2 protein-coding genes and 1 pseudogene are annotated in these 4,122 nt (G+C 44.0%); 2 read left to right on the plus strand and 1 reads right to left on the minus strand.

Annotated features, from left to right (window positions below; translation table 11 throughout):
• Together HP456_RS20725 and HP456_RS20730 are read left to right on the plus strand one after the other, a co-directional pair.
• Positions 1–834 (plus strand): annotated as a pseudogene (locus tag HP456_RS20725) (DUF6449 domain-containing protein); the annotation flags it as partial.
• A 29-nt stretch (positions 835–863) separates the two neighbouring features.
• Positions 864–1,400 (plus strand): RNA polymerase sigma factor, encoded by a 537-nt coding sequence (locus tag HP456_RS20730; RefSeq protein WP_172254648.1) that lies wholly within the window; start codon positions 864–866, stop codon positions 1,398–1,400.
• A 103-nt stretch (positions 1,401–1,503) separates the two neighbouring features.
• Here HP456_RS20730 and HP456_RS20735 read toward each other — a convergent pair.
• Positions 1,504–4,122, minus strand: a 2,619-nt coding sequence (locus HP456_RS20735; protein WP_172254650.1) for a GTP-binding protein, incomplete at its 5' end; no start/stop codon positions are given.

A 4,122-nucleotide genomic window follows, 5' to 3' on the forward strand; every position in this document is an offset into this window, starting at 1 on the left:
AGTGAACAAGGATTGACTGAGATCAAACGCGATCCGATGCTGAAAAAAGAAGAAACGATCAAAGCTGTCCGCGATTTGCACAAAGCCATCATTTCAAAAGGGGAATCATCCGCGAGCCATGAAAGAATGCCTGCCTTCTTCTATTATAAATTAGAAGATGGAAGTACCCTGGTTCGAAGCTACGAAGTCAATCAAGGGGACTTCGAGAAATATTACTCAGCTTTATACGGAACCAAAGAATACAAAGAAGCGACTAACGATATCTTCCAAGTCGACGAAGAGAAAATTGATAAGTTGACGCTTCACCAGGAGTTCACCGTTGGAAAGACCGTTACCATTGTCGATCCTGCAGAAATCAAAGAAGCAATCAGCATTTTAAAACAGGAAATCTACAATGAGAGCTTTGATGATCAAAACAGGTTGAGCACTTTCTCCGTAGAACTTCTGTTGTCTAATAACGAGCGGACGAACATCAGTATTCGGAATAACTTCGATGAGTTTGAGGGTTGGCTGCGCGAGAAAGGATATCTAGGGAAGATAAAGGTGACGGCCGAGGACATTGAGTGGATTTACGTGATTGATAAAAAAGAACATACCCGGGAATTGATGAAAGCAGAATATGCAGGTGACATCTTCCCTAAACTGAGGGAACAAGGTACAGGGTTAGAAATAAAGGATAAAGAGAAGCTAAATGAAACCTTGGAAAACCTCAGCTACGACAGACCCGAAAACCCTTATCTTGTCGGAATCAAATACAAAGGGCAATCGCATGTAGATGTAAATGGACTTACCGAAGAAGATGCCCCTTCCTTTGTTAAAAATGCCTTTGAATAATTTGAAAAGAAAGAAACGAGGTGATTTCATTGGAGACAAAGCTGATACACATTCAATCTCCGGCTTTCGAAGATGTTTATCTTCAATTTCACAGATTGATTTACCATATAGCCTATAAATTGACGAAGGACGTTCATCTTTCAGAAGATATCGTTCAGGAAACATTCCTGAAAGCCTACCGGAAGTGGGATACGCTGGTCGATTTCAGAAAGATTCAGTCCTGGCTTTCATCCATTGCCAACCGGACCGCCATTGATTTCATACGTAAGGAATCAAAGCGCAAGGAAGATCTTGTGGACGATCAGGACGCTTGCGACACTGCATTTATCGCAAGCTCCACAAGAATGGTAGAAGCCGAAGTAGACTATCTTTTCCTGGAAAAAGATATTCAGCAAAGGATCTGCTTACTCCCTGCACCGCAGCAGGAAGTCCTGCGATTAAAAGCGATCCAGGGACTAAGCGATCAGGAAATCGCTCAGAAACTTGACCTCAACCCTTCAACGGTGAAGACTCGCTATCACCGTGCAAGGAAGCAGTTACATTTATTAATGAATAAGTCAGCCTGAGTGAATGGCTGCCAGGAGTGGTTCGTAAGGTATAAAAATAGCAAAAAAGCTGATCCAACAAGGCATTCGCCTTTCGGATCAGCTTTTTTGATCTTGCTATCAGTCAGTACGAAGTCCTGGTGCTCTTAGCGCCGGCCTTCATCATGTATTCATCCTGCAGAAGCTCGACTTCGTACAGCGTAATCGGATCGAAATACCGTTCCGGATGTTCCTTCATTTTTTTCAATGTTTCTTCCTCTGCAGCAACCTCTGCTTCCGTTTCTTTAATGGTGAGATCAAGCTGATTAAATGGTTCTGCAAAGAAGGATTCGACGTCTTGATTCAATGATTTCTCAAACAAGTCGAATTGAACAAAGAACTTGTTTACAACGGATTCGGTCGTTTCGGAATAATCCTCGTTTTCCAAATAACGTTTGTATTGAGTATAAAGCAGGTTCTTGTTCTGAGGGATTCCGCCGAAAAGTTTCCCCGCACTCTTCAACAGGAATTGACCGGGTTTAAATCGGAGAAGAATATTTTCCTTATCGATTACGGTTCTCGTTCCCATCCTGTTTATATCTCTTCTCCAGTCATCAATTACCTGAAAGTCGCACTCCAGGACCACACGATCCTTGCCGAACAGTTCATTAAATGTCTGGCTCATTTCATTTAAATAATCCTGACCATCCTGGAGATCAATTTTGGAAGATTGCAGCCAATCCTCCAGAGAAGCCACGAAACGCGGCATAAGATCTTCCTGGATGTACGTTTGTATCCTGGCATTCATGGCTTCATTCAATTCGGCGTGAATCTGTCTGAAGTCGCTATCTTCCGTGATCAATTCTGAGCAGCCGCTCAATATTTCAGGGATTTTCTTGGAGATTTCTTTTTTCATTTCTTCTTTCTTATTACGGAACGACTCTTTCATTTCACTAGTCTTGTCGTTTTGCATGTCACCCAAATAGTTTTGGAATCCGTTTAAGCGGATAAGAATATCTTTATTCTTCTCGATTGTATCTTTCAAGTCGTGTTCCTGGTTCTTACGCTGAGCGAATAAACTCTTCAACGTTTTTCTCACCAGGTAGAAAAGCTTCACCCGGCGTTCTGCCTTCAGCACTCCCGGATTCAGTAAGTACTGCTCTTTCAAAAAGGCTTCAACATCCCGCTGCTGCAGGTGGACTGCCTCCAGCGATGAATATGGAAGGACTTCAGCATCAGGGAACCATTCCCTCGCTTTTGCACGAACTGATTCGATGATTTCCTCTGAACGGGCAGCATGGTCGATCTTGTCCATTTTGTTCAGGAGAAAATGGACATTTACAGGCTGACCGATCTCCGTTAAGGTTCTCAGCGTCTGGCGGTCTTCCGCATTAAAAGGAGAATCGGCATTCAAAACATAAAGAAGTCCGTCAGCAGCAGGATAGAAAGAAACAAGGTCTTCAATTCCCCTGTTGTTTGCCTGAACGTCTATCAAAGCACTTCCATTTTTCTGAAGGAATTCAGAAGGAAGTTTGTACTCGACAAAAGCTTCCCTCTCCATCAATTCTTCGAAATCTGCTATACTTTCCACTTTCTCTGCCCCGCGGTCATGAATCTCCGTCACCTCTACCTGATCGCGATGATATCTGTATACAACGGTCGAATGGTCCGCATCTCCCACACTCTCGCCAAGTACTGATTGTACAAAGGACGATTTGCCGCTGGATTCGCTGCCTGCAACCACAAGATACTGCTGGCTTGTGTCGAGGAGCTGTTCCGCGATCCATTTCGATTTATAAGAGACTGGCGCTTCATTTCTTTCGGACCAGTCGATAATTTTATTAAAAAGGAGAATCGTCTTTTCCATCTTAAATGAAGGATAATCACCTTGCAGCAGCAGGCTCTCCGCTTCCTCGACGACCATTGGATCAATCGAATAGGAGAATACGTCATTCCATGCCAGCACAGCCGCAGAAGCAAGCAGCGGCTGCTCCTGCTTACTGATCTTCAGCCAGTTCGTCATGAGGTCCGGCATGATGCCTTCAATTTCTTTCACAAGATACCCTTTCTCCAGGAAGTGAAAATACGCGTGTTGGAACTGGGATGAAACCTCCTCCCATCGTTCACCTGGCTCTGATTCCACATATTCAAATATCGTGTTCACCGTGGTCATCCATTCAATGTGAGTCGCAGGAATCTCCCTGTACGATTCCCATAAGCTCTGAACAAGCTCCCTGAATAGCTGTCGGTTCGTCTCATAAACAGTAATCAGTACATCGTAAAAGTAGTTAGGTGTAAAGGTTGACGCACAGCCCATTTCAGCATAATCCAACAGCGCACGGAACCAAGCCTCATCCCCTGTTCGGATCGATTCACTCACAGCCAGTCCGACAGCATTCTTCCAATCCTGCTGTTCTTCATAGAAGGATTTCGCCAACTGAGAAACAAGTGGATAATCGGGGTCGATATTCAAAGCCTTCTCGATGATACGGTAAGCCGACTTCAGCTTATTTCTCTCTATGTAAAGATGAAACAACTGAAGCGAGACTTCGATCGTCAGCACCGTGCTTTCCGTTGAAATCGTCGTGTAGACATCCTCTGCGGAAGAGAGCATGCCCAATGCATAATAGGAGTCTGCAATACTTTTCTTTGCCCACGGCTCCATCTCATTTGAAATGCTTTCCCACTTAAAAATCGCGGCTTCATAATCTTTACTGTGAAAATACACTTCCCCCTGTGCATAGCGGATATACGTTAAGTCGTA

It is taken from the genome of Bacillus haikouensis (assembly GCF_013179555.1).
Classification (GTDB): domain Bacteria; phylum Bacillota; class Bacilli; order Bacillales; family Bacillaceae_B; genus Rossellomorea; species Rossellomorea haikouensis_A.